The 21,758-nt window shown below is 63.5% G+C and carries 20 protein-coding genes and 1 tRNA gene; 11 read left to right on the top strand and 10 right to left on the bottom strand.

Annotated elements, in window-relative coordinates; genetic code table 11:
* Positions 1-20: 20 nt before the first annotated feature.
* Positions 21-1,007, bottom strand: coding sequence for a cobaltochelatase subunit CobS (gene cobS, locus AC0YKC_RS09685; protein ID WP_320296656.1), 987 nt, complete (start codon positions 1,005-1,007; stop codon positions 21-23).
* 124 nt (positions 1,008-1,131) lie between these two features.
* Entirely contained in the window at positions 1,132-1,755 is a 624-nt protein-coding gene (locus tag AC0YKC_RS09680) for a J domain-containing protein (RefSeq protein WP_320296655.1), read from the bottom strand.
* A 136-nt stretch (positions 1,756-1,891) separates the two neighbouring features.
* Here AC0YKC_RS09680 and AC0YKC_RS09675 point away from each other — a divergent pair, with 136 nt between their 5' ends.
* Positions 1,892-2,194: a BolA family protein gene (locus tag AC0YKC_RS09675; RefSeq protein WP_320296654.1), complete on the top strand. Its 303-nt coding sequence runs from the start codon at positions 1,892-1,894 to the stop codon at positions 2,192-2,194.
* Between the two features lie 4 nt (positions 2,195-2,198).
* Here the strand turns inward: AC0YKC_RS09675 and AC0YKC_RS09670 are convergent, their stop codons facing one another.
* Entirely contained in the window at positions 2,199-3,005 is an 807-nt protein-coding gene (locus AC0YKC_RS09670) for an alpha/beta hydrolase (RefSeq protein WP_488510921.1), read from the bottom strand.
* Between the two features lie 288 nt (positions 3,006-3,293).
* On the opposite strand from AC0YKC_RS09670, the gene AC0YKC_RS09665 reads away from it, so the two are divergent.
* Genes AC0YKC_RS09665 through AC0YKC_RS09655 form a run of 3 tightly spaced genes read left to right on the top strand, consistent with a single transcriptional unit; the run spans position 3,294 to position 8,129 of the window.
* The gene (locus AC0YKC_RS09665; RefSeq protein ID WP_488510920.1) at positions 3,294-5,243 is read left to right on the top strand and encodes a PrkA family serine protein kinase; all 1,950 of its coding nucleotides are present in this window, start codon (positions 3,294-3,296) and stop codon (positions 5,241-5,243) included.
* Between the two features lie 19 nt (positions 5,244-5,262).
* A complete protein-coding gene (locus AC0YKC_RS09660) occupies positions 5,263-6,573 on the top strand; it encodes a YeaH/YhbH family protein (RefSeq protein ID WP_488510919.1) in 1,311 nt (436 codons plus the stop codon).
* 11 nt (positions 6,574-6,584) lie between these two features.
* Positions 6,585-8,129: a SpoVR family protein gene (locus AC0YKC_RS09655; protein ID WP_488510918.1), complete on the top strand. Its 1,545-nt coding sequence runs from the start codon at positions 6,585-6,587 to the stop codon at positions 8,127-8,129.
* Between the two features lie 172 nt (positions 8,130-8,301).
* Here AC0YKC_RS09655 and AC0YKC_RS09650 read toward each other — a convergent pair whose 3' ends face one another.
* From AC0YKC_RS09650 to AC0YKC_RS09640, 3 genes are read right to left on the bottom strand one after another with little or no spacing between them, the layout of a single operon-like run.
* Positions 8,302-9,198, bottom strand: coding sequence for an HlyC/CorC family transporter (locus tag AC0YKC_RS09650; RefSeq protein ID WP_434724211.1), 897 nt, complete (start codon positions 9,196-9,198; stop codon positions 8,302-8,304).
* Positions 9,195-10,340, bottom strand: a complete 1,146-nt coding sequence (gene aroB / locus AC0YKC_RS09645) for a 3-dehydroquinate synthase (RefSeq protein WP_488510917.1) — start codon at positions 10,338-10,340, stop codon at positions 9,195-9,197. Before aroB ends, AC0YKC_RS09650 begins: the two co-directional genes overlap by 4 nt.
* The gene (locus AC0YKC_RS09640) at positions 10,337-10,966 is read right to left on the bottom strand and encodes a shikimate kinase (RefSeq protein WP_434724213.1); all 630 of its coding nucleotides are present in this window, start codon (positions 10,964-10,966) and stop codon (positions 10,337-10,339) included. Before AC0YKC_RS09640 ends, aroB begins: the two co-directional genes overlap by 4 nt.
* A 292-nt stretch (positions 10,967-11,258) precedes the next feature.
* Between AC0YKC_RS09640 and AC0YKC_RS09635 the strand changes: the two genes are divergently transcribed.
* From AC0YKC_RS09635 to AC0YKC_RS09615, 5 genes are all read left to right on the top strand, one after another.
* Positions 11,259-11,411, top strand: coding sequence for a hypothetical protein (locus tag AC0YKC_RS09635; RefSeq protein ID WP_042643428.1), 153 nt, complete (start codon positions 11,259-11,261; stop codon positions 11,409-11,411).
* A gap of 10 nt (positions 11,412-11,421) precedes the next feature.
* Entirely contained in the window at positions 11,422-12,336 is a 915-nt protein-coding gene (locus AC0YKC_RS09630) for a site-specific tyrosine recombinase XerD (RefSeq protein WP_320296646.1), read from the top strand.
* Between the two features lie 100 nt (positions 12,337-12,436).
* A complete protein-coding gene (locus AC0YKC_RS09625; RefSeq protein WP_434724215.1) occupies positions 12,437-13,387 on the top strand; it encodes an acetyl-CoA carboxylase carboxyltransferase subunit alpha in 951 nt (316 codons plus the stop codon).
* 357 nt (positions 13,388-13,744) lie between these two features.
* On the top strand, positions 13,745-15,034 hold the full coding sequence (locus tag AC0YKC_RS09620) for a L,D-transpeptidase family protein (protein WP_434724216.1): 1,290 nt from the start codon (positions 13,745-13,747) through the stop codon (positions 15,032-15,034).
* A gap of 11 nt (positions 15,035-15,045) precedes the next feature.
* The gene (locus AC0YKC_RS09615; RefSeq protein WP_434724217.1) at positions 15,046-15,285 is read left to right on the top strand and encodes a sulfurtransferase TusA family protein; all 240 of its coding nucleotides are present in this window, start codon (positions 15,046-15,048) and stop codon (positions 15,283-15,285) included.
* Positions 15,286-15,302: 17 nt separating this feature from the next.
* On the opposite strand, the gene AC0YKC_RS09610 is transcribed toward AC0YKC_RS09615, so the two are convergent.
* Both AC0YKC_RS09610 and AC0YKC_RS09605 read right to left on the bottom strand, forming a co-directional pair.
* A complete protein-coding gene (locus tag AC0YKC_RS09610; protein ID WP_488510916.1) occupies positions 15,303-16,493 on the bottom strand; it encodes a CobW family GTP-binding protein in 1,191 nt (396 codons plus the stop codon).
* Between the two features lie 7 nt (positions 16,494-16,500).
* On the bottom strand, positions 16,501-17,667 hold the full coding sequence (locus tag AC0YKC_RS09605) for a D-alanyl-D-alanine carboxypeptidase family protein (protein ID WP_488510915.1): 1,167 nt from the start codon (positions 17,665-17,667) through the stop codon (positions 16,501-16,503).
* A gap of 222 nt (positions 17,668-17,889) precedes the next feature.
* Between AC0YKC_RS09605 and AC0YKC_RS09600 the strand changes: the two genes are divergently transcribed.
* Both AC0YKC_RS09600 and AC0YKC_RS09595 read left to right on the top strand, forming a co-directional pair.
* Entirely contained in the window at positions 17,890-19,053 is a 1,164-nt protein-coding gene (locus AC0YKC_RS09600) for a M20 aminoacylase family protein (protein WP_488510914.1), read from the top strand.
* A 142-nt stretch (positions 19,054-19,195) separates the two neighbouring features.
* Positions 19,196-19,272, top strand: a tRNA-Arg gene (locus tag AC0YKC_RS09595).
* A gap of 170 nt (positions 19,273-19,442) precedes the next feature.
* On the opposite strand, the gene AC0YKC_RS09590 is transcribed toward AC0YKC_RS09595, so the two are convergent.
* Together AC0YKC_RS09590 and msuE are read right to left on the bottom strand one after the other, a co-directional pair.
* Positions 19,443-20,849, bottom strand: coding sequence for an NAD(P)-dependent oxidoreductase (locus AC0YKC_RS09590; protein WP_488510913.1), 1,407 nt, complete (start codon positions 20,847-20,849; stop codon positions 19,443-19,445).
* 331 nt (positions 20,850-21,180) lie between these two features.
* Entirely contained in the window at positions 21,181-21,744 is a 564-nt protein-coding gene (msuE, locus tag AC0YKC_RS09585; RefSeq protein WP_488510912.1) for an FMN reductase, read from the bottom strand.
* Between the last annotated feature and the right edge of the window lie 14 nt (positions 21,745-21,758).

Here is a 21,758-nt window from a genome sequence, read left to right as displayed (position 1 = left end):
GAGGCCTTTCGGCTGCGCGCCTAGCCCAGCACCACGTTGGCGGCGCTCTCCGGCAGATCCTCGCCGAAGGCGCGCTGGTAGAACTCGGCCACCACCGAACGCTCCAGCTCGTCGCACTTGTTGAGGAAGGTCAGTCGGAACGCCATGCCGATATCGCCGAAGATCTCGGCGTTTTCGGCCCAGGTGATGACGGTACGCGGGCTCATCACGGTCGACAGGTCGCCATTGATGAAGGCCGAGCGCGTCATGTCGGCGACGCGCACCATCTTGTTGACGATGTCCTTGCCCTTGCTGTCGCGATAGTGCTTGGCCTTGGCCAGCACGATGTTCACTTCATTGTCGTGCGGCAGGTAGTTGAGCGTGGTGACGATCGACCAGCGATCCATCTGCGCCTGGTTGATCTGCTGCGTGCCGTGATAGAGGCCGGTGGTGTCGCCGAGGCCGACCGTGTTGGCGGTGGCGAACAGCCGGAACGCCGGATGCGGGCGGATGACGCGGCTCTGGTCGAGCAGCGTCAGCCGGCCCGATGATTCCAGCACGCGCTGGATGACGAACATCACGTCCGGGCGGCCGGCGTCATACTCGTCGAAGCAGAGCGCAACATTGTGCTGGTAGGCCCAGGGCAGGATGCCGTCGCGGAATTCGGTGATCTGCAGGCCTTCCTTGACGACGATAGCGTCCTTGCCGACGAGGTCGATACGACTGACATGGCTGTCGAGGTTGACGCGCACGCAGGGCCAGTTGAGCCGCGCCGCCACCTGCTCGATATGCGTCGACTTGCCGGTGCCGTGATAGCCCGACACCATGACGCGGCGGTTGTAGGCAAAGCCGGCGAGGATCGCCAATGTCGTCGCCTTGTCGAACAGATAATCCGGGTCGATGTCCGGCACATGCTCGGTCGCCGCCGAATAGGCAGGCACGATCATCTTGGAATCGAAACCGAATTTCTCCTTCACCGACACTGTCGTGTCGGGCAGGTTGGCGATGTCGCGATCGACCTTGTTCATCACTATCAACGTCTCCACGGGCGAAACGCCGCGTTTCGCCGGCAATCGATTTTGTCCGGGGGCGGTCTTAGAGCCTTTTCCAACCTTATGAAAGTTGGAAAACGACACGGGACCGTAGGGCTGCTCAGCACAATCCCGCTTGCTTGAGCACGCGATAGGCCTGCAGCACATCGCGGAACCGGTCTTCCGAACCTCTGTCGCCGCCATTCGCATCCGGATGGTGGCGCTTAACGAGTTCCTTATAACGCGCCTTGATGTCCTGACCAGTCGCCTTTGTATCAAGGCCAAGCGTTTCCAGCGCCTTGGCCTCAAGCGGCTTTGCCTTGCGCTCGCGCGGCTCGCGCGCTCCGGCGCCGAACAGGTTGAAGGGATCGCGCATGCGGTTGTAGTAGCCGGCGCGCCCCGAACGCTGCTGCGCGAAATCCGGCGCCGAGCGCGTCCCGCCGCCATTGGCGCCCATGCGCCATGTCGGCCTGTGCCCGGTCAGCGCCTCTTTCTGGAAGCGGGCGATCTCGCTGTCCGTCACGCCTGAGAAATAGTTGAAGCCCTTGTTGTATTCGCGCACATGCTCGAAGCAGAAGTGGAAATATTCGCCTTCCTTGAGGCGCCCGACCGGCGCGCGATGCGTGCCGGCCTCGTTGCAGCCGTCCCACTGGCAAACCGGCGCGCGCGACTTCAGCTCCGCGTCCTTCTCTGGCCGGATACGAATTTTCTCGAAATATTTGGGATACGCTTTCATCTCACCCATTTATGGGCTGTTCGCACGTGCGAAACAAGAATTGACATTTCGCCGATGATCGCCCTAACCGCTGAATCGCGGCTTAAAAGCGGTCAAAAAGATGGATTTTGCGGCTGTGCCGCAGATGTGGTGAAGGGAAGCCAGGATGTCCATACAGTCGACGATGGAAAACAAGCTGAAAGCGGCGTTTTCGCCCGAAAGGCTCGCCGTCATCAACGAAAGCCACCTTCACGCCGGCCATCATCACGTCGAGTCCGGCCATCATGCGACGTTCGCCGGCACCGGCGAGACGCATTTCCGCGTCCGCATCGTTTCGCCGAACTTTGCCGGCATGGGCCGCATCGAGCGCCACCGCGCCGTCAACGAACTGCTCGCGGACGAATTGAAAGCCGGCGTTCATGCGCTGGCGATCGAGCCGGCGGCGCCTGGCGAGAAGACGCGCTGGTAAGCGTTCAGCCGACGGTCGCCTTGAGAAACGCCAGCGCCGCCGCGGTCAAGGCGTCTCCGTCCTTGCCGAAATCGCCATTGATCGACATGTGCGTATAGGCGCTGCCGTCGAACAGCGTGACCTTGGTGCCGGTGGCACGCAGGCGTTCCGCGAACGCTTTCGATTCTTCGCCTCGCCCGGATGCCCGCGAATAGGCGATGAAAGTCGGCGGATGTTTCTTGCTGTCGACATAGCTCGACGGCGACAGCGCCGCCCATTGCGCCGGGTCGGAGAAGACACGCGCATAGGCCCGAACCATGCCGCCATTCCTGGATAACGCCGCAAGATCATAGGCTCTGGTGTCGTCGAGGATCAGCGCGGCGACACCGGGCAGTCCGCCGCGCATGCCGGTCAGCGCAATCAGATGGCAGCCGGCCGAATGGCCCATGCCGACGATGCGATCCGGATCGCCGCCATGCCGCGCGATGTTGGCGCGCACATAGGCGTAGGCCTTTTCAACATCGCCGGCCTGGGTAGCGACATCGGCTTCCGGCAGCATGCGGTAATCGATCGAGACGAGGACGAAGCCATTGGCGAGCAGGAAGTCCGGCTTGGCGCCGACCTGGCTGCGCTTGCCGAACCGCCAGGCGCCGCCATGGACGAAAAACATCACCGGCAGCTTGTTCGCGCCGTCGACTGCATAGACATCGAGCTTGGCCGGACCGTAATCGAGGGTTTGCGGTTCCGGCTGGCCCGGACGCCGGGCGGCCGAAGCACCTGGCGGCAACAGTGCCGCCAGCGATGCCGCAATGAGGCTGCGTCGATCGATCATCGTCATCTCCGGCCAAGTTGCGGCGACAGCGCGCGGACGCTCGCCACGCAGCTCATTTACGGACCAAAAATGACAACTTTCGGTGCGAAAACAAATCCGCTCCTTGACGCTCCGCCAGCAATCACCACGTATCTTATCAGGTGAGCATTTTCGGCCGAATCGGGCGTCCCGAGGGCCGATGTCGGAGTGCGGTGCGCTCTCCCTTCACGAGAAGGGAACCACATTGCTTTCCGGCAGTTGATGGAGCGATGAGCCGATTGGCTGCCGGTCGGCTCCGAGGCAAGCATCATGCGCGAGAATCAATCAGACGTCTTCGACCTGTTTTCGGAGATTTATTCCAACGCGGCCCAGGAAGAGATCAGTCTCCAGCAATATCTGCTTGCCTGCCGCGAGGACAAATCCATGTATGCCTCGGCGCCCGAACGCATGGTTGCGGCAATCGGCGAGCCGAACCTGATTGACACCAGCAAGGACGAGCGGCTCGGCCGAATTTTCTCCAACCGCACCGTCAAGGTCTACCCCTCCTTTTCCGACTTCTACGGAATGGAGGACACGATCGAGCGCATCGCCGGATATTTCCGCTACGCCTCGCAGGGCCTCGAGGAGCGCAAGCAGATCCTCTATCTCCTGGGACCGGTCGGCGGCGGCAAGTCCTCGCTGGCCGAACGGCTGAAGAAGCTGATGGAGGAACGCCCGATCTACACGCTCAAGGTCGGCAACATGATCAGCCCGGTCTTCGAATCGCCGCTTGGCCTTTTCCATCCCGACCGCATGAGCGATCTGCTGGAGGATAAATACGGCATCGCCCGCCGCCGCCTGAACGGGCTGATTTCGCCCTGGGCGGCCAAGCGCCTCGACGAACTGTCGGGCGACATCTCCAAATTCAGCGTCGTCAAGCTGATGCCGTCGCGGCTGCGCCAGATCGCCATCGCCAAGACCGAGCCCGGCGACGAGAACAATCAGGACGTCTCGGCGCTGGTCGGCAAGGTCGACATCAGGCAGTTGGAGCATTTCAGCCAATCCGACCCCGACGCCTACTCCTACAGCGGCGGCCTGAACCGGACCACGCAAGGGCTGCTCGAATTCGTCGAGATGTTCAAGGCGCCCATCAAGGTGCTGCACCCATTGCTGACGGCAACCCAGGAAGGCAGCTACAACGGCACCGAGAATTTCGGTGCCTTCCCCTATCAGGGCATCGTCGTTGCCCATTCGAATGAATCGGAATGGCAGCAATTCAAGAACAACAAGAACAATGAGGCCTTCCTCGACCGCATCCTCGTGGTCAAGGTTCCGTATTGCCTGCGCATCACCGAGGAAAGGCAGATCTATGAGAAGCTGGTGCGCGAAAGCGAACTGGCAAACAGCCCCTGCGCGCCGGAGGTGCTGGACATTCTCAGCCGCTTCACCGTCTCGACCCGCCTTGCCGAGCACGAGAACTCGCCGCTCTACACCAAGATGCGCGCCTATGACGGCGAGAACCTCAAGGAGGTCGACCCGAAGGCCAAGTCGGTCCAGGAATATCGCGATGCCGCCGGCGTCGACGAGGGTATGACCGGGGTCAGCACGCGCTTCGCCTTCAAGATCCTGTCGCAGACGTTCAACTACGACACCAAGGAGGTGGCGGCCGATCCCGTGCACCTGATGTACATCCTCGAAGAGGCGATCAAGCGCGAGCAATTCCCGAAGGAAACGGAGGCCGCCTATCTCGAATTCATCAAGTCGGAACTCGCGACGCGCTATGCCGAGTTCATCGGTCACGAGATTCAGAAGGCCTATCTGGAATCCTACAGCGAGTACGGTCAGAACCTCTTCGACCGCTACATCGCCTATGCCGATGCCTGGATCGAGGATCAGGACTACAAGGACCCCGACACCGGCCAGATCCTCAACCGCGAGGTCCTGGAGAAGGAGTTGTCGCAGGTGGAGAAGCCGGCCGGCATCGCCAACCCCAAGGACTTCCGCAACGAAGTGGTCAAATTCACCTTGCGTGCCCGGGCGCGCAACCATGGCCGCAACCCGTCCTGGACGAGCTACGAAAAGCTTCGCGAGGTCATCGAGAAGCGCATGTTTGGCCAGGTCGAGGACCTGCTGCCGGTGATCAGCTTCGGCTCCAAGCAGGACAGCGTCACGGAGAAGCGGCACAACGAATTCGTGCAGCGCATGGTGGAACGCGGCTATACCCAGCGGCAGGTGCGCCGGCTGGTCGACTGGTATATGCGCGTGAACAAGGCGGGCTGAGCAAAGCCGGGACGGTTCCATGCCGATCTTCATCGACCGCCGCCTGAACCCGAAGGACAAGAGCCTTGGCAATCGCCAGCGCTTCCTCAGGCGCGCCCGCGAGGAGCTCAAGCGCAGCATCCGCGACAAGGTCCGCGCCGGCGGCATCGCCGAGCTCGACCGCGAGCATGCCGTGCCGATGCCGCGCAAGGGCATCGGCGAACCGACCTTCGGCGACGACAAGGAAAGCGGCCGGCGCCAGCACATCCTGCCCGGCAACCGGACGTTCAGCCCTGGCGATCTTATCGACAAGCCTGGCGGCGGCGGAGGCTTCGGCTCGGCTCCGGGAACCACGGAATCCGAGGACGACTTCCGCTTCATGCTGTCGCGCGAGGAAGTGCTCGACCTCTTCTTCGAGGACCTCGAACTGCCGGATCTGGTCAAGCTCAGTCTCAAGCAGATACTCAGCTTCAAGCCGAAGCGGGCGGGCTTCGCGGCAAGCGGCGCGCCGACCAACATCAATGTCGGGCGCACGATGCGAAACAGCCACGGGCGCCGCATCGCGCTCAGGCGTCCAAAGCAGGCTGACGTGGACGCCATCGCCGGGCAGATCGCCGAGCTGGAATCCAGGCCGCTGAATGTAAAGACGCGCGAACGCATCGAGGCTCTGCGCGAAGAGTTCGACCGGCTGGAGCGCCGGCGCAGGCGGATTGCCTATGTCGATCCGGTCGACATCCGCTTCAATCGCTTCGACCCTCAGCCGCGGCCGAATGCCAGTGCCGTCATGTTCTGCCTCATGGACGTCTCCGGATCGATGGGCGAGCGAGAGAAGGATCTGGCCAAACGCTTCTTCGTGCTGCTGCATCTGTTCCTGACGCGACGATACGAGCGCACCGAGATCGTCTTCATCCGCCACACCCACGAGGCCAAGGAGGTGGACGAGCACACGTTCTTCTACCACACCCAAAGCGGGGGCACCGTCGTTTCCACGGCGCTCGAGGAGATGCATCGCATCATCGAAGAGCGATATCCGGCCTCTGAATGGAACATCTACGCCGCCCAGGCCTCCGACGGCGACAATTTCGCCACCGACTCCGAGCGCTGCATAGAGCTGCTCGACCGCAAGCTGATGCGGCTTTGCCAGTACTTCGCCTATGTGGAGATCATCGACGAGCGGGAAAGCCACATTTTCGGCTCGACCGAGAACGGCACATCGCTCTGGCGCGCCTACAACGCCGTCGACGGCAAATGGCCGAACTTCCAGATGAGGCGCATTGCCGCGCCGGCCGACATATACCCGGTCTTCCGCGAGCTCTTCGCCAGGCAGCCCAACCTGCGCAAGACCGCTTGAGGGCCTCGGCAATGGTCAGCCAGGCGCGCAAGTCCGAAATGCTGTTTTCTGGGTCCGACTGGGATTTCAACAAGCTGTCCCGGGTCTATGACGAAATCGAAGCCATCGGCCGCGAGGAGCTTCGCCTCGACATCTACCCGGTGCAGATGGAGATCATTTCCTCCGAGCAGATGCTCGACGCCTATTCGTCGATCGGCATGCCGCTGATGTACCGGCATTGGTCGTTCGGCAAACGTTTTCTCCACGACGAGCTTCTCTACCGCAAGGGCGCGCGGGGTTTGGCCTATGAGATTGTCATCAACTCCAACCCTTGCATCGTCTACCTCATGGAAGAAAACACCATGGCCCTGCAGGCCTTGGTGACGGCGCATGCCGCGCTTGGGCACAATCATTTCTTCAAGAACAATCATCTCTTCCGGCAATGGACGGATGCCGGCGGCATCCTGAGCTATCTGGACTTCGCCAAGAGCTACATAACCCGATGCGAGGAACGGCATGGCCTGGCCGCCGTGGAGGCAATCCTGGATTCCGCGCACGCGCTGATGGAGCAAGGCGTGTTCCGCTACCGCCGGCCGCCGAAACTGTCATCGGAACAACAGCGCGAAGGGCTGCGCGAACGCCTTGAATACGAGGAACGCTCCTTCAACGATCTATGGCGAACGCTGCCGCCCTCGCCGGGCAAGAGCAAGCTGGAAGCAGGGGACGAAATCCTTGCCGAGCGGAAGAAATCGCTCAATCTGCCGGAGGAAAACCTGCTCTATTTCCTCGAGAAGAACAGCCTGGTGCTCGAGCCCTGGCAGCGCGAGATCGTCAGGATCGTGCGTGTCATCGCGCAATATTTCTACCCGCAACGGCAAACCCAGGTGATGAACGAAGGTTGCGCCACCTTCGTGCATTACACGCTCATGAACACGCTGTTCGACCGTGGCCGCATTGGCGAGGGCGCCATGCTCGAGATCCTGCGTAACCACTCGAACGTCATCTTCCAGCCGGCCTATGACGATCCGCGCTTTTCCGGCATCAATCCCTATGCGCTGGGTCTCGACATGATGCAGGACATCCAGCGCATCTCGACCGCGCCGACCGCCGAGGACCGCGACTGGTTTCCCGACATCGCCGGCCGCGGCGACTGGCGCGACACCCTGCTCGACGCCTGGGCCAACCACCGCGACGAATCCTTCATCCGCCAATATCTGAGCCCGACGCTGATCCGCAAATGGCGGCTCTTCGTGCTCGCCGACGGCGCCGACGAGCCGCACTATGAGGTGGCCTCGATCCACAATGAACGCGGCTACGCCAGGATACGGTCGGCGCTCGCGCAAAGCTACGATATCGGCGCCAGCCGTCCCGACATCCAGGTGGTCGACGTCGACCTCCTGGGCGACCGGCATCTGCGGCTCCAGCACAAGGTCAAGGACGGCGTCATGCTAGAGGCCCAGGGCCGCGACGCGACCTTGCGCCATATCCGCAACCTTTGGGGCTATGACGTCAGCCTGGCGGCAATCGATGCCGGAACCGGCGCGATGCTCAGCGAGCGTTCGACCAAGGAATTGTGAGATCGCGAATGAGCACTGGAAGCGCAGGAAACCGCGGTTCGCGGGCCGGCATCACCTGAATATCAGCACACCTAGAGCAATTCCAGGAAAAGTGTGAACGGTTTTCCGTCCGGAATTGCGTCAAAACAAGGAGATAGGGCGTTTCGCCGTTTCCATGAAACGGTGAAACGCACTAGCCTTCGCTGGCGGGCCGTATCCTCAACCGCGCAATGCGGTTCTTGTCGCGCTTCATGACCACGAAACGCTTGCCGTGGAAGGTGAAGGCCTGCTTCTCCTCCGGGATCGACTGCGTCTCGTGGATGACGAGGCCGGCGATCGTCGTCGCCTCCTCGTCGGGCAGGTCCCAGTCGAGCGCGCGGTTCAGGTCGCGGATCGGCACCGTGCCGTCGACGACGACGGAGCCGTCGGCTTCCTTCTTCACGCCCTGCATGTCGACATCGTGCTCGTCGGCGATCTCGCCGACGATCTCCTCGATGATGTCTTCCAGCGTCACCAGCCCTTCGACCTCGCCATATTCGTCGACGACGATGGCGAAATGCGCCTTGCGGCGCAGGAAGGCGTTGAGCTGTTCCTGCAAGGTGGTGGTGTCCGGCACGAACCACGGCTTCGCGGCGATCTTCATGACGTCGATCCGCGAAAAATCGTTGCCGACCTCGTTGAGGGCCCTGAGCAGATCTTTCGCGTGCAGCACGCCGACGATGTTGTCGAGCGAGTCCTTCCACAACGGCATGCGGGTGTGCGGGCTCTGCAGGATCTCGCGCACCACCGCCTCCGGCGCATTGTCGGCATTGACCGAGCGCATATTGGTGCGGTGGACCATGATATCCGACACTTCGAGCTCTTCGAGGTCGAAGAGGCCCTCGAGCCGATTGCGCTCCGCGCGGACAGCATCGCCATCGCGGCGGAGATCGCCGTTGTCTTGATCCTTGCCGCTGCGCTCGGATCGCTGCGGCGGTTCGATCGGCCGCAGCGCGTAGCCGAAGGCGGCAAGCAACCGGGTGCGCAACAGAAGCGCCGAAAGCAGGATGACGGCGAGGACGGCGGCGACGATCCAGCCGGCGTCGGTCATCCGGAACGGCTCCTCTTGGACCGTTCGGGATGGCTCGTCTTGAGGAAGGAGAGCACTTCCGACGCCGGCACGTCCTTGGCGATGAAGGCCTGGCCGATGCCGCGCGTCAGGATGAAGGTCAGCGCGCCGCGCGAGACCTTCTTGTCCTGGGTGATGAAGCCGAGCAACGCTTCGGCATCCGGCAGCTCGCCCGGAATATCGGCCATGCGCCAGGGCAAGCCGACGGCGCGAAGATGCGCTTCGACACGGCTTGCATCGTCGGGGCTCGCCAGGTTGAGACGCGCCGAGAAGCGATGCGCCAGCGCCATGCCGATGGCCACACCCTCGCCATGGACAAGGCGGGCGCCGTCATAGCGCGTGGCGGCTTCCAGCGCATGGCCGAACGTGTGGCCGAGATTGAGCAGCGCGCGGTCGCCGGTCTCGAACTCGTCGCGGGCAACGACATCGGCCTTGGCGCGGCAGGCCTCGGCGATCGCGTCGACCCGCGCCGGGCCGCCGGCAAAGACTTGCCCCCAGTTCTGTTCAAGCCAGGCGAAGAAGGCCGGGCGGTCGATCAGCCCGTATTTGGCAAGCTCGGCATAGCCGGCGCGGAACTCGCGGATCGGCAGCGTGTCGAGCACCTGGGTGTCGGCAAGCACCAGCTTGGGCTGGTGAAAGACGCCGACGAGGTTCTTGCCGCGCGCGCTGTTGATGCCGGTCTTGCCGCCGACGGAGGAATCGACCTGCGCCAGGAGCGAGGTCGGGACCTGCACGAAATTCATGCCGCGCCGCACGATGCCGGAAGCGAAGCCTGCCAGGTCGCCGATGACGCCGCCGCCGAGCGCGATGACCACGTCGCGGCGTTCGAGTTTCGCCGCGAGCACGCCGTCGACCACCTCTTCGAGATGGGCAAAGCTCTTGGTCTTTTCGCCGGCGGGCAGCGTGATGACGGCGGACCGGATGCCGCCTTTGTCCAACCCCGCCTTCAGCGCGTCGAGATGCGCGGCGGCGACATTCTCGTCGGTGACGATGGCCGCGCGCGTGCCGGGAAGCCGGCGCGCGATCTCCTCGCCGGAGCGTGCCAGCAGCCCGGAGCCGATCAATATGTCATAGGCGCGGTCGCCGAGCCCGACCTCGACCTTCACCGGTTCGGCATCGCTCACGACTGCACCCCGTCGGTTGTGGCGCTTGTAGCGCCTGTCGCGATCGCGTCGACGCCGAGATGGGCGCAGAGTGCCGCGACGACTTCGCCGGCGATGATCTCCTTGCGGTCGTCACGGGTCGGCACGGTCAGGTCCGCGGTGGCGTAGACCGGGTAACGCTCGCCCATCAGCCGCTCCAGCACGCCGCGCGGATCGGGATTCTTCAAGAGCGGCCGGTTCTGTTTCTTGGAAACCCGTTCCATCAAGAGGTCGAGGTCGGCCTCCAGCCAGACAGACACGCCATAAGCCGCGACCGCCTCGCGCGTCTGCGCGTTCATGAAGGCGCCGCCGCCGGTCGACAGCACCTGCGGTCCGTTCTCCAGCAGGCGCAGGATCACGCGCTGCTCCAGCGCGCGGAATTCCGGTTCGCCATAGCGCTCGAACAGCTCCGGCACCGTCATGCGCGAGACGCTCTCGATCTCCTGGTCGCTGTCCATGAAGGGCAGCGACAGCATCGCCGCCACCTTGCGGCCGATCGCGGTCTTGCCGGCGCCCATCAGCCCGACGAAGACGATTGAGCGGCTGCCGAGCGCTTCGATCAGCGCGGCGCGGCCTTCGTCCGTCGAATTTGGTGGCAGAGCGTTCATCGGGGCCTCTTTGCGCCGTATCGACATCAAAAGCCTGTTTGCGTCAAGCGCGGCCTGGCAAAGGCCCTAAGCAGGTTCCGCAAAAGTGTCCCACGGTTTTGCGAAGAGAACCTGCGAATAACAACAATCCCTAAGCAGGCATTCGTGGGGTTGCGCACGAATGCCTGCTTAGGAGCTTTTCCGGCAAAACCTGCATCGAGCCGAATCCTTCGTCCTTGAATTGGCCGGATTGGCGTCCCATAAGGGCACAGGGCTTTGGAAACGCAGAACAAGAAGACGGGCGAAAATTTTAATGCCGACTTTGTTTCGCTTCGTCGTGACGCTGGCGGTTCTTGCAGGCATTGCCTATGGCGCGATGTTCGCGCTGGCGATGTTCGTGGAGCCGAAAAAGGCGGAAATGAGCATTCGAATTCCTGCCGAGAAGCTCAATCCGAAGAAGAATTGATCCCGGCCAGATGAAAAGCGCGGCCCGCATCGAAGCCTTTCTGGAGATGATGAGCGCCGAACGCGGCGCGGCCGAGAATACGCTTTCCTCCTACCGCCGCGACCTGGAAGACGCCTCCGAAGCCATCAATGGCGGACTGGCGGGCGCGGGACCGGCCGACATCCGCGCCTATCTCGACGACGTTGCCGCGCGCGGCTTCGCGCCGACCTCGCAGGCGCGCAAACTGTCGGCGATCCGCCAGTTCTTCAAATTCCTCTATGCCGAAGGCCTGCGCGGCGACGACCCGACCGGCACGCTGGACAGCCCGCGCAAGGGCCGGCCGCTGCCGAAGACGATGAGCGAGGCCGAGACCGGGCGCCTGCTCGACCGCGCGGCCCTGGAAGCCGGTGAAGCCGGACCGGACGGCGACAGGCTGGCCGCGTTGCGCCTGCACGCGCTGGTCGAGGTGCTCTACGCCACGGGCCTGCGCGTGTCGGAGCTGGTCGGGCTGCCGGTCACGGTGGCGCTTCGCGACGACCGCTTCTTCATGGTGCGCGGCAAGGGCGACAAGGAGCGCATGGTGCCGCTCTCGACCAAGGCGCGCGCCGCCATGCGCGCCTGGCTCGCGGCAAGGGCCGAGCGGCCGGCCTTTGCCGAGAGCCCGTTCCTGTTTCCGGCCTCCTCCGACAGCGGCCATCTCTCCCGGCAGGTTTTCGCCCGCGATCTCAAGGGGTTGGCCGCGCGGTCGGGAATAGCCGCGGCAAAAATCTCGCCGCATGTGCTTCGCCATGCTTTTGCCAGCCATCTCCTGCAGAACGGCGCCGATCTCAGAGCCGTCCAGCAACTCCTAGGCCATGCCGACATCTCGACGACGCAGATCTACACCCATGTGCTGGAGGAGCGGCTGGTGCGGCTGGTCAACGATCATCATCCGCTTGCCGACTAGGCCTCATATCGCTATGTGAGGGCGACGTTCCACCGCCCGGGGCCGGCATTTCAGCGGTTCCGCCAGCCATTTGCCTTCCGACGGACCGGTCCACCCAAGCATGTACAACTACCTCGACTTCGAAAAGCCGGTGCAGGATCTGGAGCTCAAGATCCTTGAGCTGAAGAAGCTTGCCGAGAACGGCGAGGCGGTCGATGTCGCCGAAGAGATCAGCAGGCTGGAAAAGCGTTCGCGCGACGCATTGCGCGACCTCTACAAGGCGCTCACGCCCTGGCAGAAGGTACAGGTCGCGCGCCATCCCGACCGCCCGCATTGCGTCGATTATATCAAGACGCTGTTCACCGATTTCACGCCCTTGGCCGGCGACCGCAATTTCGGCGACGACCAGGCGATCGTCGGCGGCTTCGCCCGCTTCCGCGGCGAGCCGGTGGCAGTGATCGGCCAGGAAAAGGGCTCGGACACGGCAAGCCGCATCAAGCACAATTTCGGCTCGGTGCGGCCCGAGGGCTACCGCAAGGCGGTGCGCCTGATGGAATTGGCCGACCGTTTCAATATCCCGCTTTTGACGCTGGTCGACACCGCCGGCGCCTATCCCGGCGTCGGCGCCGAGGAGCGCGGCCAGGCCGAAGCGATCGCCCGTTCGACCTCGGCCTGCCTGGCACTGAAAGTGCCCTCGATCTCGGTTGTCATCGGCGAAGGCGGCTCCGGCGGCGCCATTGCGATTGCCACCGCCAACCGCGTCTACATGCTGGAACATGCCATCTATTCGGTGATCTCGCCCGAGGGTGCCGCCTCGATCCTGTGGCGCGACACCACCCGTTCCAAGGATGCGGCGACCAACATGAAGATCACCGCGCAGGATCTTCTCGAGATGAAGATCATCGACGCCATCATTCCCGAGCCGATGGGCGGCGCCCAGCGCGCGCCGGAAACGGTGATCGCCTCGACCGGCGACCTCATCGCCAGGACGATGAAGGACTTTGCCGGCGCCAACACCGATTTCCGCGAGCAGCGCCGCGAGAAGTACCTGTCGATGGGCCGCAGCCTCTAAGGCGGATGACCGATCATCCCGTGGTTGGCCTTGGGCCGCCATGGACATGGCAATAGTGGCGGCAATAACCAGGGTGGCAGCGTTACCTGGTCCGTCAGAACCGGCCCCTCAACGTGTGATCGTCCGGAATTGCCTTGGCCACCACACGGCAAAGTGGCGGCAGGGCACGATTCCGCCACAAAAATGCCGCCGCTTTCGGCTCAATGGAATTATCGCGAGGGGTTGGCCCGGATTTGTGGCGAAGGCTTGCGGTAAGGAATTTTCAAGGTTAACGGGCTTACGGTCCACTGGTGTTCAGCCTGCGGGCCCGGCCATGCAGAGAGCCGTCGGCCCGAGAGAAGAGACGTAGCCATATCGATGTTTGCCAAGCTTGCCCGCACCGGAGTCCTGATCGCCGCCATCGGCGTCGCCGGCTGCAACGATTCCTCGATGAAGGATTTCGCGCCGGAGGCCAACAAGCCGTTGCCGGACAAGATCCTTGCCGACATGCGGGCCAAGGGCATGATCCGCACCTCCTCGGTGATGGCGCGCATCTTCAAGGAAGAAGGCAAGCTCGAGATCTGGAAGGCCAAGACCAATGGCCGCTACGATCTCGTCGCCAGCTACGACATCTGCAAATGGTCGGGCAAGCTCGGTCCCAAATACACCGAGGGCGACCGCCAGGCGCCGGAGGGCTTCTACACGGTACGTCCCTCGCAGATGAACCCGCGCTCGAACTACCATCTGTCCTTCAACATCGGCTTCCCCAATGCCTATGACCGCGCCAATGGCCGCACCGGCCAGAACCTGATGGTCCACGGCGCCTGCTCGTCTTCCGGCTGTTATTCGATGACCGATGCGCAGATCGAGCAGATCTATGCTTTCGGCCGCGATGCCTTCCAGGGCGGCCAGACCGAGTTTCAGATCCAGGCTTTCCCCTTCCGCATGACCGCCGCCAACATGGCGCGCTACCGCAACGACCCGAACTACGACTTCTGGAAGATGCTGAAGGTCGGCTACGACAATTTCGAGATCACCAAGGTGCCGCCGAAGGTCGACGTCTGCGAGAAACGCTACGTCTTCAACCAGGTCGCGCCCGAAGGCACCACCTTTGATCCGACCGGCCCCTGCCCCGCGACGACCCAGCCGGATTCGCTGAAGACGGCCTTCGCCAATTACGAGAAGAGCTACGACGCGGCCTTCAATTCGGCCGTGAACTCGAGCACGCCGCCGCCGAAGCCGACGATTGCCGGCGTCAAGGAAGCCAGCATCGTTTCGGACTGGTCGAAGCGCCGCGCCCGCGGCGAGCGCGTGCCGATCGACCCGCCGTCGATGAATTCCGACGGTTCGGTGACCGAAACGACCCGCATGGGCCGCATCGATTCCCCGCTTGGCCGCAAGATGGCCGCAGCCGACGCGGAAAAGGAAGCCAAGCGCAAGGCCGAGGAGCAGCGCCTGGCGGCGATCGAGGCGGCCAAAGCCGCCAAGGAACAGGCAAAAGCCCAGGCGCTGGCCGAAAAGGAAGCCGCCAAGCAGGCGGCGCAGCAGCCGGTCGTCACCGCCGGCGTCGAGGCAGCGCCCGCGCAGGAAACGCAGCAGGCCGCCGACGCCGACCAAGGCACCGTGTCGAAGCTGAAGAAGAAGCTGCTCGGCATGTTCGGCGGCTGAGAGCCCTCAGCTTGGCAAAAAAGGCCGCCATCTACGACCTGAAAGGGCTGAATTGTCCGCTGCCGGTGCTGAAAGCCCGCAAGCGGCTGGCCACGATGCGGCCCGGCAGCCGGCTTTGGCTGGAAACCACCGATCCGCTCGCGGTCATCGATATCCCGGCCTTCTGCGCCGATGCCGGTCACCAATTGGTCGAGACGGCCGCGGTCACCGGCGGCCACCGCTTCCTGGTCGAGCGCGGCAACGCGGCCTGAGCCGGCGCCTTTTCGGCTTATAACCCGGCTATCGCCAGCGGATTGGCTTCCAGCGCCGCGCGGTCCGGCGTGTCGATCGACGGCTTGTTGGTGAGAGCGGCGAACAGCCGCCGAATATAATCCTCCGGCATGTCGAGCGTGATCAGCACCAGCCTGGTGCCGCGCTGGCCGTCGGGCCAGGCCGGCAGTCTTGCCGGCGGATGCAGGATCTTCTGCACGCCGTGGACGACCAGCGGCCGCGAGGGATCCTCGGCGAGCTCGATGACGCCCTTCATGCGCAAGAGTTTCTCGCCATGTGTCGAGCGCAGGAGGTCGAGGAACATCTCGATCGCCGAGAATGGCACCGGGCCGTCATGGACAAGCGAGTGCGAGCGCACGCGCGTATCATGGCGATGCGCATGGTGATGATGGCCATGATCATGGTCGCCGTCATGGTGATGATGGTCGTGGCGATGATCATGGCGATGATCCTGATCATGGTGATGATCCTGATCATGGTGATGATCTTGATCATGGTAATGATCTTGATCATGCGCCGCCTCTTCGCCAAGCCAGCGCCGCACGTCGGCGGACTTGGTCTGAGGATCATAGAGGCCGCAGTTGAACAGCGCCGCGGCGCCCGTACCGGCCTCATTGACATCGAGGACGACGGCGCCCGGATTGAGCTGCTTGAGCCTCGCCCGCAACGCCTTGATCCCGGCCGCGCCGGCAAGGTCCGTCTTGGTCAACACGATACGGTCGGCCACCGCGGCCTGTTTGACCGCCGCGACATGGGCATCGAGCGTCGCCTCGCCGTTGACGGCGTCGACCAGCGTGATGACGCCGTCGAGCCGGAAGGCCTGCACCAGCGCCGGATGCGCCATGATCGACTGCAGCACCGGTGCCGGATCGGCCAGGCCCGTCGTCTCGACAACGACGCGGGCCAATTTCGCGATACGGCCGGTCTGCAGCCGGTCGACGAGATCGGCGAGCGTATCGACCAGATCACCGCGCACCGTGCAGCAGAGGCAACCGTCGGAAAGCTGGATGATGCCGTCGGACGCCTGCTCGACCAGAAGATGATCGATCGCCACCTCGCCGAACTCGTTGATGATCACCGCCGTGTCGGCAAGCTCCGGATCCTTAAGCAGCCGGTTGAGCAGCGTCGTCTTGCCGGCACCGAGAAAGCCGGTGAGCACGGATACGGGAATGGGAAAACCGCTACCCATGGCGGGGTCAGTTCGCCGTCTTGGCCGGTTGGTCGCCCTGCGCCCCGGCAGCGGCGGTTGCCAACGGCTCGACGCCGGCAGGCGCCGGCCGGTCGGGCCGCCAGCTCGGCAGCGGCACATCGGCGTAATTCTGATCGGCCTGGTCGACAAAGGCCTTCGGCGCTGGTCCGGTGGCGCCACCCAAGCCGACGGCGATCAGCGTAGGATGGTCGAGTTTCACCTGATAGGGCGACTTCGGCGCGTTCTTGGCGGCGACCTCGGGGGCTGCCTCGGACTGCTCCTCCTTCGGCTTCTTCTTGCAGATCTCGTCATGCATGTCGTTGGGCGACAGCGTGTCGCCATAGGGCTTGAGTGCGGCCAGCGTGGTCGAACCCGCCGCCGGCATATCGAAACCCTGGTCGAGCAGCTTTGCCGCCGCTTCGGCGCGGCTGACTGCCGATTTCTCGCCGAGCACCACGGCGACCAGCGTGCGACCGTTGCGCGTCGCCGAGCCGATCATGTTGAATCCGGAAGAGCAGACGAAACCGGTCTTCATGCCGTCGGCGCCGGGATAGCGGCCGATCAGCAGATTATAGTTCGGAAGGGCCTTCTTGCCGACGGCAAGGCCCTCGATCGAGAACCAGGGCGCATATTGCGGAAAATCATTGCGCAGCGCCGCCACCAGAACGGCAAGGTCGCGCGCGGTCGTGTATTGTTCCGGCGAATAAAGCCCGTTCGGGTTGACGAAATGCGTTCCAACCATGCCGAGCCGGGCCGCCTCTGCGTTCATGCGGTCGGCGAAGGCGGCCTGCGACCCTCCTATATTCTCGCCGACGGCCATGGCGATGTCGTTGGCCGACTTGACCAGCATCATCTTCAGCGCATTGTCGAGCCGCATCACCGAGCCTGGTTTGAAGCCCATCTTGCTCGGCGGCTCGCCAGCCGAATGCTTCGTCACCTTGATCGGCGAATCGAGCGCCACCTCGCCCGCCTGGATGGCGCGAAAGGTGACATAAGCCGTCATCAGCTTGCTGAGCGAGGCCGGATACCAGCGCTTGAACGCGTCCTGATGCTCCAGGATGGAGCCACTCTTCAAATCGAATAGGACCACCGGATTGGCGTGCGCAGCGCCGGCAAACACCGGAAGCGCCAGCGCGCCAGCCAGCAACAGGTTGAGGAAATGCCTTTGCCGCATGATCAAATCCGAAAATCGCCTCTTGCCGTAATCGCCGCTGGGTCCGTAAGATTTCGTTACCCATCGCCAGCACAAATTCGGCCCGACCCTCGATCCCGGACCGCATTGTTGCCGTGCTATTTACCCTATGTGACGCCAAAATGGCAAAGTGCCATACATTCACAATTGCTGAGCAGCGGCTCTGAACCGATTGCCGCCAGTCAACCAAGAGATGGAACGATCATGCCGATTCTGAACCGCGCCGCGCAAATGCAGGAAGAAGTTGCCGGCTGGCGACGACATCTGCACCAGACACCGGAGCTGAATTTCGACGTCTTCCAGACCGCCGGCTTCGTCACCGAAAAGCTGAAGGCCTTCGGCTGCGACGACGTGGTGACCGGTTTGGGCAAGACCGGCGTCGTCGGCATCATCCGCGGCCGCAACGGCGATGGCCCGACCATCGGGCTCCGGGCCGACATGGACGCGCTGCCGATCGACGAGATCACCGGCAAGCCATGGGCCTCGACCGTGCGCGGCAAGATGCACGCCTGCGGCCATGACGGCCATACCGCGATGCTCTTGGGCGCCGCCAAATATCTCGCCGAAACGCGCAATTTCGCCGGCACCGTGGCGGTGATCTTCCAGCCGGCCGAGGAAGGTGGCGGCGGCGGCAACGAAATGGTCAAGGACGGCATGATGGAGCGCTTCGGCATCGAGAAAGTGTTCGGCATGCACAACATGCCCGGCCTGCCGGTCGGCCAGTTCGCCATCAAGCCCGGTCCGATCATGGCCGCCACAGCCGAGTTCACCATCACCGTCAAGGGCCGCGGCGGCCATGCCGCGATGCCGCACGGCACGATCGACCCGATCGTCATCGCCAGCCAGCTGGTCGGCGCGCTGCAGACCATCGCCTCGCGCAGCACCGATCCGGTCGAGGCCGTGGTGGTGTCGGTGACGAAGTTCCACGCCGGCGACGCCTACAACGTCATCCCCGAAAGCGCCGAGATCGCCGGCACCGTGCGCACGCTGAAGAAGGAAGTGGCCAAGAAATCGGAAGAGCGCGTCCGCGCGCTCTGCGCCGGGCTCGCCTCCGCCTTCGGCGCCACCATCGAGGTCGATTACGACGCCAACTACCCCGTCACCTTCAACCATGCCGAGGAAACCGTGTTTGCCGGCGATGTCGCCGCCAACATCGCCGGCGACAGCCACGTCCACCGCGCCATCCAGCCGGTGATGGGCGGTGAGGATTTCTCCTATATGCTGGAAGCCCGCCCCGGCGCGTTCATCTTCATCGGCAATGGCGACACGGCCGGCCTGCATCACCCGGCCTACGACTTCAACGACGAGGTCATCCCGCACGGCATGAGCTATTGGGTGAAGCTGGCCGAGACGGCGCTGGCCGCTTGACCGGCATCGAGCGAAGGCGGCGAGTGTCCGGCCGCCATACGGCTTGGCCGGCTCGGTCCGGCCGAGATAAGATATCCGGCCCATGGGAGGTCAGCATGCCCCTTGGCGAACCGGCCCGAAGCGTCTATGTGTCGGGCCGCGTGGTCCCGTAGCTCAGTAGGATAGAGCGGCAGATTCCTAATCTGTAGGTCACAGGTTCGATTCCTGTCGGGATCACCAAGTTTTTCAAAGGCTTGGCGAGCAGCTCGCCGCACTCTTTCTGAAATCTGATACGACGAGTTCCTGCGGATCCGACACGTCGATTTCACCGACGGCGCGGCGCGGACCGCTCCGTCGCCAGGATTTGCCGAGGCGATGCAAGCGTGCCAGCCCCCACAGGATTGTGAGCGTCAGAGCGATCCTGAAGAGAACGGCCCCGAAAGGTGGTGCGTGCGCATAAGTGTGGAGAGACGGTTCGCGGCCTCGGCGAATGCTTCTCCTTCGGAAGCGATCAGCGCCGGTCGCTCCTGCTCGGACGCGGTCAGGATGCGTTCCCAGAACGCGGCAACGAGAGCGCTTGAGCGGGCGAGGTCGGCGGCCGCGTCCCGATCGGCGGCCAGCGTCGCCAGATGCCGGAGATCGATGCCGCCGATACCCGGCGGGGTTTTCGCTCCCATGTCGACAAATCCCGAAGGCAGCGATCCTTTCAGATTGTGGACGCGATGCTCGACGATGGCGGCGTGGATCTGATCGACCGCTTGCTTGGCGCCCGCGACGCGGGAGGGATGATCAGTGTCGGCCGCGGCATGCGGCAGAAGCTCCAGACGCTGGCCATGGCGCTCGACCAGCTTGAGATAAGGCAGCATCGGCCCTGAAAGTGTGCCGCCGTCATTGAACAGGTCCGCGTCGATCGCCGCATGGGAAATGCGCCCTGACTCCAGTGCGCGCTCCAGCGCCGCCACATCGACCAGTTCGCCCCGGTCGTAGTTGATCAGCACGGCGCCCGGGTTGAGGGCGGAGAGCAGCTCGTCTCCGATCAGTCCGGCGTTAGCGTATTTTTTCTGGCCGGCATCGAAGGCACCCAGGCCGAGATGAACCGAAAGCGCGTCCGCGCCACGCGCCGCGTCCTCCATGCTTGCGGCGTAGTCGAAGCCCTCAAGCTCGATCCATTTGCGGTGACGGGGCCGCGCATGGATTATGACCCGCATGCCGAAGGCCTGGCCGAGCCTGACGAACTCCCGGCCGATGTTGCCATAGCCGATCACCGCCAGTCTTTTGCCTTCGAGCTTTTCGGTCGGGTAATGCCGCAGGTCTTTTCCCGTGTCGAACTGCCCGCCGGCGACCAGGGTGTTGAGCCTGTCCACGGGAAGATCCGGCCTGACTTTCAGCAACGCCTTCATGGCCATTTGCGCGGTGGCGCGGCTGTTGATGCCCGGCGTGTTCATGAGCGGCGCTTCGCCGCCCTCTCCGCTGCCCCCACCCCACGAGGTAGAGCCCATATTGCCAGTGCCGGTTCCGATGCGCACGCCGCCGAGGCGGAACCTGGCCTCCGCCGGAATGAAGGTCGCGGCTGCGATGACGGCGTCGTAGCGGCCGTCGCCAGCCTCGGCCAACAATTCCTCCCGCGTGCTCAACTGCGGCAGGTAGAAGAAATGCAGCCTGCCAGGATCGAGGGCGCCAGCGCTGCCAATTCCTGTCTGGTGGAACACGCCACCCTTGGCTTCGATATGAGCCTTGACCTCGCTATGGTCGGGATTGCCGTCGGCGCCGAAGCGGAGGCCGACAAAGTCGCAAATCAGAATATTGGCTGATGTCATGGAACGTCTTTTCCCTGCAACTGTCTCCAGCTACACCAATCGGCAAATCGATGGCCAAGCGTGAAGCGGCATATCCAGGTCGCAAGCGAGAGATTTGCCCAGGGAGCTAGAACCTGTCGGCCCTGAATGGCGACAGGTCGACCATCGTCGGCAACCCGGCGGCAAACTCGACGACGAGCTTGCCGGTGACCGACCCGCCGATCGCCCCTGATGTCCATGGCCGAATGCGTAGATGACGTTGCGCGCGCTTTGCGCGGTCGATGACGGGCCGGCGTCCCCGGCCGATGGCCCATCCTGATGCGTGCCGTCGAAATCTCGCGGGTTGCTTCGGCTATTCCGCCGCGATCCGGTGGCCGGCGGCGCGGCGCGAGAGCGCATAGCCTGCATCGTCGACCGCCTGCGCGACACGCTTGCGGATCGCTTCGGAAACCAGCACGCCGTCGGCGAAATCCTTGTCGGTCGCATAAACTGCGGTCGGCAAGGCGAGAGCCTCGAAGAAGCCGAACAGTGGCCGCAGTTGATGCTCGACGATCAGCGCATGCCGCTCGCCGCCCCCGGTTGCAAGCAGCAGCACCGGCTTGCCCCTCAGCGAGGCCGGATCGAGCAGATCGAAGAAGTGCTTGAAGAGACCGGTATAGCTGCCCTTGTAGGTCGGCGATCCGACCACCAGCACATCGGCGTTGACGACCCTGTCGAGAACATCGCGGGCCTGCTGATCGAGATCGCGGGCCCATTTGGCGCTGCCGAGTGAAGGTCCAACGTCTTCGATGTCAAAGGTGCTCGCGGACAGGTTGTTGCGGGCCGCGATGTCCCTGACCACCAGCTCGACAAAGCCGCGCGTCTTCGACGGCCGGGTGAAATTTCCGGAGAAACCGACAACGGTTGGGTTGGCCATGCTGTGGCACTTCT

The organism is Mesorhizobium sp. CNPSo 4661 (assembly GCF_057784215.1).
This window is presented reverse-complemented; position numbering and strand designations above follow the sequence as displayed.

Bases quoted from the DNA above. Each gene is read 5' to 3' on its own strand.
- cobS (WP_320296656.1), bottom strand. From the start codon at position 1,007: ATGAACAAGGTCGATCGCGACATCGCCAACCTGCCCGACACGACAGTG.
- AC0YKC_RS09680 (WP_320296655.1), bottom strand. From the start codon at position 1,755: ATGGGTGAGATGAAAGCGTATCCCAAATATTTCGAGAAAATTCGTATC.
- AC0YKC_RS09675 (WP_320296654.1), top strand. From the start codon at position 1,892: ATGTCCATACAGTCGACGATGGAAAACAAGCTGAAAGCGGCGTTTTCG.
- AC0YKC_RS09670 (WP_488510921.1), bottom strand. From the start codon at position 3,005: ATGATCGATCGACGCAGCCTCATTGCGGCATCGCTGGCGGCACTGTTG.
- AC0YKC_RS09665 (WP_488510920.1), top strand. From the start codon at position 3,294: ATGCGCGAGAATCAATCAGACGTCTTCGACCTGTTTTCGGAGATTTAT.
- AC0YKC_RS09660 (WP_488510919.1), top strand. From the start codon at position 5,263: ATGCCGATCTTCATCGACCGCCGCCTGAACCCGAAGGACAAGAGCCTT.
- AC0YKC_RS09655 (WP_488510918.1), top strand. From the start codon at position 6,585: ATGGTCAGCCAGGCGCGCAAGTCCGAAATGCTGTTTTCTGGGTCCGAC.
- AC0YKC_RS09650 (WP_434724211.1), bottom strand. From the start codon at position 9,198: ATGACCGACGCCGGCTGGATCGTCGCCGCCGTCCTCGCCGTCATCCTG.
- AC0YKC_RS09640 (WP_434724213.1), bottom strand. From the start codon at position 10,966: ATGAACGCTCTGCCACCAAATTCGACGGACGAAGGCCGCGCCGCGCTG.
- AC0YKC_RS09635 (WP_042643428.1), top strand. From the start codon at position 11,259: ATGCCGACTTTGTTTCGCTTCGTCGTGACGCTGGCGGTTCTTGCAGGC.
- AC0YKC_RS09630 (WP_320296646.1), top strand. From the start codon at position 11,422: ATGAAAAGCGCGGCCCGCATCGAAGCCTTTCTGGAGATGATGAGCGCC.
- AC0YKC_RS09625 (WP_434724215.1), top strand. From the start codon at position 12,437: ATGTACAACTACCTCGACTTCGAAAAGCCGGTGCAGGATCTGGAGCTC.
- AC0YKC_RS09620 (WP_434724216.1), top strand. From the start codon at position 13,745: ATGTTTGCCAAGCTTGCCCGCACCGGAGTCCTGATCGCCGCCATCGGC.
- AC0YKC_RS09610 (WP_488510916.1), bottom strand. From the start codon at position 16,493: ATGGGTAGCGGTTTTCCCATTCCCGTATCCGTGCTCACCGGCTTTCTC.
- AC0YKC_RS09605 (WP_488510915.1), bottom strand. From the start codon at position 17,667: ATGCGGCAAAGGCATTTCCTCAACCTGTTGCTGGCTGGCGCGCTGGCG.
- AC0YKC_RS09600 (WP_488510914.1), top strand. From the start codon at position 17,890: ATGCCGATTCTGAACCGCGCCGCGCAAATGCAGGAAGAAGTTGCCGGC.
- AC0YKC_RS09590 (WP_488510913.1), bottom strand. From the start codon at position 20,849: ATGACATCAGCCAATATTCTGATTTGCGACTTTGTCGGCCTCCGCTTC.
- msuE (WP_488510912.1), bottom strand. From the start codon at position 21,744: ATGGCCAACCCAACCGTTGTCGGTTTCTCCGGAAATTTCACCCGGCCG.